This window comes from Lutibacter sp. (assembly GCF_040883305.1).
In the GTDB taxonomy this organism is placed as follows: domain Bacteria; phylum Bacteroidota; class Bacteroidia; order Flavobacteriales; family Flavobacteriaceae; genus Lutibacter.
Genome location: NZ_JBFLKT010000028.1, coordinates 1 through 7,833 on the forward strand (window position 1 = coordinate 1; position 7,833 = coordinate 7,833).

Here is a 7,833-nt window from a genome sequence, read left to right on the forward strand (position 1 = left end):
GCACAACTTCAGAAAGAAAACTATCTACTGATGTGTATTTAGCAGCGCAATCTACCGCCACGGTTGTTATTTTAATGGGAATGAGTAAGTTGAATGAGATTGTTACAATCTTCAAAAAATTTAATAAATCGGAAGTTCCAACAGCAATTATTCAAAACGGAACAACTAAAAACGAAAAGTTGGGCTTAGGAACTATAAGTACAATTGAAGAAGTTGTAGCGCAAAAAAAAATATCATCTCCAGCTATAATTGTTATTGGAGAGGTTGTAAAAGAGAGTACGAAATTACGTTCGTATTATGAGAGTTTGAATTTGGCAGTTTAAGTTGGTATCACGTTTTGTCATTCCTGTGAAAACAGGAATCTATACCAACAATTAATAAGAAAGCTCAAACCAATAGGAATTTAGAATAACAAAAAATGGATACCTGTTCCTGCCTGCCGGATAGGCTGGTTCACAGGTATGACATTATAAAACATTATAAATGAATCAATTATATCCAATTTTTTTAAAGGCAAATGTATTAAATATATTAATTGTTGGGGGTGGAACTGTGGCATTAGAAAAATTAAGTTTTTTATTAAAATCGAGTCCTAATGCAACTGTATTAGTAGTTTCAAAAGATTTTGATGAAGATTTTTTGAATTTGGCAAATAAATACCAAGTTTCATTATTAAAAGCACCTTATAATAAGTTGGCCTTAAAAAACAAACAATTGGTAATTGCAGCGACAAATAATATAGAAATTAATAAGCAAATTTATGCCGATTGTAAAGCCAATAATATTATGGTAAACGTTGCGGATACTCCGGGTTTATGTGATTTTTATTTAGGTGGAATTGTTACAAAAGGAAACATAAAAATAGCAATTTCAACCAACGGAAAATCGCCAACATTGGCAAAAAGACTCCGTCAGTTTTTTGAAGAAGTAATTCCTGAAAACATTGACGAATTGGCTGAAAATTTAAATAAATTCAGAAAAACAATTAAAGGTGATTTTAGTGATAAAGTAACTCAATTGAATAAATTAACTGAAAGATTATTATAGAAAGGCATAAATATGAATTGCAGTTTGTAATTCATAAGAATATGCCGTTAATTTGCAAAAAGTTCATAAACATACATTTAGTTATTAAGAAAGGCAGAGGGAATAGACCTGTTGAAGCCTTGGCAACCCTTTAGGTAATTTAATTTCTTTTAAAGAAGGTGCTAAATTCTACCAATTCAAGGAAAGATAACAAACAATACTTTAAAAAGTATTACTTCTTACTAACTTCCTATGTTTATGTAAAAAATTTAAAATGGAAGACATTCGTAACGTATTAAAAAATAAAATCCTTGTGCTTGATGGTGCTATGGGAACTATGATTCAACAGTATAAATTTACTGAAGAAGATTATAGAGGTGAAAAATTTAAAGATTTTCATGTTTCGGTAAAAGGAAATAATGATATGCTTTCAATTACACAGCCTGAAGCTATCAAAACCATTCACGGAAAGTATTTAGAAGCAGGAGCTGATATTATTGAAACCAATACATTTTCTAGTACAACAATTGCCATGGCAGATTACGAAATGGAAGATTTTGTGTACGAATTAAATTTTCAGTCGGCTAAAATAGCCAAAGAAGTAGCTGAAGAATATACAGCTAAAAATCCTGGTAAACCGCGTTTTATAGCTGGTTCAATTGGACCAACAAACCGTACAGCAAGTATGTCTCCAGATGTGAACGATCCAGGCTTTAGAGCCGTTACTTTTGAAGATTTAAGAAAAGCATACAAGCAACAAGCAGAAGCTTTAATTGATGGAGGTGTTGATGTATTGTTGGTAGAAACTGTTTTTGATACCTTGAATGCAAAAGCAGCATTATTTGCAATTGAAGAACTTAAAGCTGAAAGAAATATTGATATTCCGATAATGTTAAGCGGTACAATTACCGATGCTAGTGGAAGAACGTTGTCTGGTCAAACGGCTGAAGCTTTTTTAATTTCCGTTTCACATATTCCTTTATTAACTGTTGGTTTTAATTGTGCTTTGGGTGCAAGTCAGTTAACACCTCATTTAGAAGTGTTGGCGCAAAAATCCGACTTAAGAATTTCCGCACATCCTAATGCTGGACTGCCAAATGCTTTTGGTGAATATGATGAAACTCCAGAAATTATGGCCAATCAAATTAAAGAATATTTAGATAAAAGTTTAATAAATATTATTGGTGGTTGTTGCGGAACTACACCAGCACATATAAAAGCAATTGCTGAGGTTGCTGAAGGATATCAGCCGCGAAGTTTGGTTGTTGGTGATTAGTTGTTGGTTATCAGTAAAAAGAAATTAAAATGAATTCGTATATAGAATTAGATGTTTGGTTAGAGTCTAGAAAGTTGGTGAAAATGATTTACGAAGCTTGCTCGACATTTCCTTCTGAAGAAAAGTTTGGGCTTATTAGCCAAATTAAAAGAAGTGGGATTTCTGTACCTTCTAATATTGCAGAAGGTTGTGGCAGACAAACATCAAAAGACACAATTCATTTTTTACACATTGCAAAAGGATCTTTGTTTGAATTGGAAACTCAAATTTATTTAGCAAATGATCTTAAATTTTTAAACGAAGAAAAGTTGAATACTATATTAACTCAAATTACAAGTTGTAAAAAGTTGTTAAATGGTTTTATTAATTATTATAGAAAGAAATGATGAATACAGACAACCAACAACCAACAACCAATAACCAAAAGAAGTTTTTAAAACTATCAGGTTTAGAACCATTAATAATTACTCCAGAAAGTAATTTTATTAATGTTGGTGAACGTACTAATGTTGCTGGTTCTCGAAAGTTTTTACGATTGATAAAAGATGAAAAATTTGACGAGGCATTAGCAGTAGCTAGAGATCAAGTTGATGGAGGAGCGCAAATTATCGATATTAATATGGACGATGGCTTGTTAGATGGAAAAGAATCAATGGTTCGTTTTATGAACCTTATAGCTGCAGAACCAGATATTGCGCGTGTTCCAATTATGATAGATAGTTCTAAGTGGGAAATTATTGAAGCTGGTTTACGGGTTGCTCAAGGAAAATGTGTTGTAAATTCTATTAGTTTAAAAGAAGGAGAAGCACAATTTATTGAGCAAGCCAAAAAGATTAAAATGTATGGAGCGGCTGTTATTGTTATGGCTTTTGATGAAGTTGGACAAGCCGATAATTATGAAAGAAGAATTGAAATTGCGAAACGTTCGTATGATATTTTGGTGAACGTTGTTAACTTTCCTTCAGAAGATATTATTTTCGATTTAAACATATTTCCTGTGGCAACAGGAATGGATGAGCATAAAAGAAATGCCATAGATTTTATTGAAGCTACACGTTGGGTTCGAGAGAATTTACCAAATACAAGTGTAAGTGGAGGAGTAAGTAATGTGTCTTTTTCTTTCCGTGGGAATAATGCAGTTAGAGAAGCAATGCATTCAGTGTTTTTATATTATGCTATAAAAGCAGGAATGAATATTGGAATTGTAAATCCTACAATGTTAGAGGTGTATGACGAAATTCCAAAAGATTTATTAGAGCACGTTGAAGATGTTATTTTAGATAGAAGAGATGATGCTACTGAGCGCTTATTAGAGTTTGCTGAAAGTGTTGTAAGCACTGCAAAAGAACGTAAAACAGATTTATCTTGGCGTGAAAAACCATTACAAGATCGTATTACACATGCTCTTGTAAAAGGCTTAGATGAATTTATTATTGAAGATGTTGAAGCGGCTAGGTTAGTTGTCGAAAAACCAATTGAAGTTATTGAAGGTAACTTAATGATTGGGATGAATGTTGTTGGAGATTTGTTTGGTTCGGGAAAAATGTTTTTACCGCAAGTGGTAAAATCAGCCCGCGTTATGAAAAAAGCAGTGGCTTATTTATTACCTTTTATTGAATTGGATAAAGGTGGGGTAAGCCAGTCTAACGGAAAAATATTATTGGCAACTGTAAAAGGAGATGTGCACGATATTGGTAAAAATATTGTGGGTGTTGTTTTAGGTTGTAATAATTATGAAATTTTAGATTTAGGAGTTATGGTAGCTCCAGAGAAAATTATACAAGCTGCAAAAGATGAGAATGTTGATGCTATTGGATTGAGTGGTTTAATTACACCAAGTTTAGATGAAATGGTGTATTTGGCTAAGGAAATGGAACGTCAAAATTTTGAGGTTCCGTTATTAATTGGCGGTGCAACTACTTCAAAAGCGCATACAGCTGTAAAAATTGACCCACAATATAAAAATGCAGTTGTCCATGTTCACGATGCATCAAGAGCTGTAACTGTGGTTGGAGATTTATTGAATAAAAGAACCAATCAGAAATATGTTGGCGATATTAAAGCTGACTATATAAAGGTTCGTGAAGGTTTCGCGAACAGATCTAGCAAAAAAGAATACATTTCTTTAGCTGATGCTAGAAGAAATAAATTTAAAATAGATTGGAATACAGCGAATATTGTAAAACCTAATTTTGAAGGAATTCAGGTTTTTGAAGATTTTGATTTAACGAAGTTAGTTGATTATATAGATTGGAGTCCATTTTTTAGAACTTGGGAATTAGCAGGTAAATATCCTGCAATATTAACGGATAAAGTTGTAGGTGAAGCTGCATCAAATTTATTTAAAGATGCAAAATTAATGCTTGCAAAAGTATTGAATGAAAACGTACTAACTGCAAAAGCTGTTTTTGGAATTTTTCCTGCAAATGCTGTAAATGATGATGATATTGAAATCTATGCAGATGAAGATAGAAAAAATTTAAATGTGCAGTTTGTAACTTTACGTCAGCAATTAAAAAAGAAAAAGGGAGTTCCAAATATAGCTTTGGCAGATTTTATTGCGCCAAAAGAAACATGTGTTCAGGATTATATGGGAGCATTTTGTGTTTCTACAGGTTTTGGAACTGCTGAATTGGCTGCTGAGTTTGAAAAAGATCACGACGATTATAATTCGATTATGATAAAAGCAATAGCTGATAGATTGGCAGAAGCTTTTGCTGAATATTTACACGAAAAGGTACGTAAAGAATATTGGGGTTATGCTTCAAAAGAAGTATTGTCTAATCAAGAATTGATAAAAGAAGAGTATAAAGGAATTCGTCCAGCACCTGGTTATCCTGCTTGTCCGGATCATACAGAAAAGTGGACAATTTGGGATTTGCTAAGTGTTAAAGAAACCATAGGTGTTGAGTTAACGGATAGTTTAGCCATGTGGCCTGCAGCATCCGTTTCGGGATATTATTTTGGAAATGAAAAAGCAAAATATTTTGGAGTAGGAAAAATAACTGAAGAACAATTAAAAAGTGTTTCAGTTAGAAAAGATAAGGCTTTAGAAGAAATGAGAAAATGGTTGAATCCTAATTTAGCAGAATAATTTAAATTGGTCACTGAGCGGAGTCGAAGTGAAAAAGCCAAAAGCCAAAACTGCGTTAGCGATAGAAGTGGCATCCTTTTTTGAAGCGCAACGCAAAAAAAGATATAACGGAAAGCGTGACCTGAAAGGAAACGCCCAAAGAATTAAAAATGAAAGTAACAGATCATATTAAGCAAGCAAACGGTAAAACATTGTTTTCGTTTGAAATTATACCACCTCAAAAAGGACAAAATATTCAGGATTTATATAATAATGTAGATCCGTTAATGGAATTTAAGCCACCATTTATTGATGTTACAACTTCACGTGAGGAGTTTGTATATATTAAGAAAGAAAATGGTTTGTTAGAACAAAAAATGACGAGAATGCGTCCTGGAACTGTTGGTATTTGTGCTGCGTTAAAATATAAATACGATGTTGATGCCATACCACATGTGTTATGTGGAGGTTTTACCAAAGAAGAAACAGAGTATGTTTTAGTAGATTGTCATTATTTAGGTTTGGATAATATTATGGCATTACGTGGAGATGCTATGAAACACGAACAATATTTTATTCCAACTGTTGGAGGAAATAATTATGCGGCAGAATTGGTTACACAGATACACGATTTAAACCAAGGGAAATATTTACATGAAATAATTGAGACTCCATATAAATCAGATTTTTGTATTGGTGTTGCGGGTTACCCAGAAAAGCATTTGGAAGCCCCAAGTATGGAAACAGATTTACGTAGATTAAAAGAAAAAGTGGATGCTGGTGCAGATTATGTAGTAACACAAATGTTTTTTGACAATGAGAAATACTTCAATTTTGTTGAAAAAGCACGTAGTATTGGTATTACAGTTCCAATAATACCAGGAATTAAGCCAATAGCAATAAAAAGACATCAACAGGTGTTGCCTCAAATTTTCAGGTTAGATTTACCAGAAGAGTTAATTTTAGGAATTGAGGCTTGTAAAGATAACAAGCAAGTGCGTGCATTAGGAATTGAATGGGCTATTCAGCAGTCGAAAGATTTGATAGCGAATGGAGCACCGGTAGTTCATTTTTATTCAATGGGAAAATCTGATAATATTAAAGCAATTGCGAAAGAAGTATTTTAAAAGTAGCACTATTTAAATTGCCTGAGCTAAAAATAGCTAATTGCCAATTGTTTCAGTATTTAATCAATAGGAATTACTTTTGTTAATAGTTACATAAATAAAAGTAATAAATGTTCAATTGTTTAGGTGAAATATTTGCTTACTTTTGTAAGAAGTTTAATAGCATTATTAATTAAAAAAATATATCATGGCATTAGAAGTAACGGACGCAACTTTTAACGAAGTAGTTTTACTATCAGATAAACCAGTAATGGTTGATTTTTGGGCAGCTTGGTGTGGACCTTGTAGAATGGTGGCTCCAATAATGGATCAATTAACTGCTGAATATGAAGGGAAAGCAACAATTGCAAAAGTAGATGTTGATTCAAACCAAGAATTTGCAGCTAAATATGGAGTTAGAAATATTCCTACAGTATTAGTTTTTAAAGGAGGAGAAGTTGTTGAAAAACAAGTTGGAGTTGCTCCAAAAGCAACATACGCTCAAAAAATTGATGCACATTTATAAAATGTTCTTCAAATAAAATTTAACTAAAGCTCGGCAAATATGCTGAGCTTTTTATTTTTAAGCCAATAAATACTATATTTATGGCAGTTTTAATAATGTTGTATTTAAGACAAAGGCGTTCATTATTTGAAATTAAAATTAAAAGTGAAGACTAATTTATGGAAACTTTATCAGTAAAACATCTTTCAGAATTAAATAATTTAGAGCTGCTGGCAAATCAGGTTGTTGAAGGATTTATTACTGGAATACATAAAAGTCCGTTTCATGGATTTTCAGTCGAATTTGCAGAACACAGATTGTATAATAAAGGAGAAAGTACGCGACATATTGACTGGAAATTATATGCAAAAACAAAAAAGTTATTTGTAAAACGCTACGAAGAAGAAACAAATTTGCGATGTCACTTAATTATTGACAATTCTGCTTCTATGCATTATCCAATAATTAAGCAACCAACAATAGATAATTTAACAAAAGTAGCATTTTCAGCTATTGCCTCTGCGGCCTTAATTGAGATTTTAAAGCGACAGCGAGATGCTGTTGGATTAAGTGTTTATAGTGATAATAACGATTATTATGCGCCTGCTAAAGGAGGTGAACGGCATAGAAGAATGTTATTGACACAATTAGATGGGGTGTTAAAAAAACCTTCAATAGCAACTACAGATACCTATAAAGTACTGCATGAAATTTCAGAAAAAATACATAGAAGATCGTTAGTTTTTTTATTTACAGATATGTTTCAAACATCTAAAAATGAACATGAATTATTTGAAGCGTTAAGACATTTAAAACATAATAAACATGAAGTGGTATTATTTCATAC

7 protein-coding genes, 1 pseudogene and 1 riboswitch are annotated in these 7,833 nt (G+C 32.3%); all 8 genes and pseudogenes read left to right on the plus strand.

The features are described 5' to 3' along the window. A pseudogene (locus AB1Z17_RS00740) lies at positions 1 to 323 on the plus strand (uroporphyrinogen-III C-methyltransferase); the annotation flags it as partial. 160 nt (positions 324 to 483) lie between these two features. Further along, the gene (locus AB1Z17_RS00745) at positions 484 to 1,047 is read left to right on the plus strand and encodes a bifunctional precorrin-2 dehydrogenase/sirohydrochlorin ferrochelatase (protein ID WP_368049878.1); all 564 of its coding nucleotides are present in this window, start codon (positions 484 to 486) and stop codon (positions 1,045 to 1,047) included. Positions 1,048 to 1,125: 78 nt separating this feature from the next. Next, positions 1,126 to 1,240, plus strand: a riboswitch (SAM riboswitch). 60 nt (positions 1,241 to 1,300) lie between these two features. Then, on the plus strand, positions 1,301 to 2,302 hold the full coding sequence (locus tag AB1Z17_RS00750; protein ID WP_368049879.1) for a homocysteine S-methyltransferase family protein: 1,002 nt from the start codon (positions 1,301 to 1,303) through the stop codon (positions 2,300 to 2,302). A 29-nt stretch (positions 2,303 to 2,331) separates the two neighbouring features. Continuing rightward, positions 2,332 to 2,688, plus strand: coding sequence for a four helix bundle protein (locus AB1Z17_RS00755; protein ID WP_368049880.1), 357 nt, complete (start codon positions 2,332 to 2,334; stop codon positions 2,686 to 2,688). Beyond that, positions 2,685 to 5,396 carry a methionine synthase gene (gene metH, locus AB1Z17_RS00760; RefSeq protein ID WP_368049881.1) on the plus strand — a complete coding sequence of 904 codons (2,712 nt, stop codon included), beginning with the start codon at positions 2,685 to 2,687 and terminating at the stop codon, positions 5,394 to 5,396. The genes AB1Z17_RS00755 and metH overlap by 4 nt, the downstream gene beginning before the upstream one ends. A 149-nt stretch (positions 5,397 to 5,545) precedes the next feature. Further along, positions 5,546 to 6,502, plus strand: a complete 957-nt coding sequence (gene metF, locus AB1Z17_RS00765; RefSeq protein ID WP_368049882.1) for a methylenetetrahydrofolate reductase [NAD(P)H] — start codon at positions 5,546 to 5,548, stop codon at positions 6,500 to 6,502. A gap of 187 nt (positions 6,503 to 6,689) precedes the next feature. Continuing rightward, entirely contained in the window at positions 6,690 to 7,007 is a 318-nt protein-coding gene (trxA, locus tag AB1Z17_RS00770; RefSeq protein WP_368049883.1) for a thioredoxin, read from the plus strand. Positions 7,008 to 7,165: 158 nt separating this feature from the next. Continuing rightward, positions 7,166 to 7,833 (plus strand): DUF58 domain-containing protein (locus tag AB1Z17_RS00775; RefSeq protein WP_368049884.1); only part of this gene is annotated, 668 nt, incomplete at its 3' end.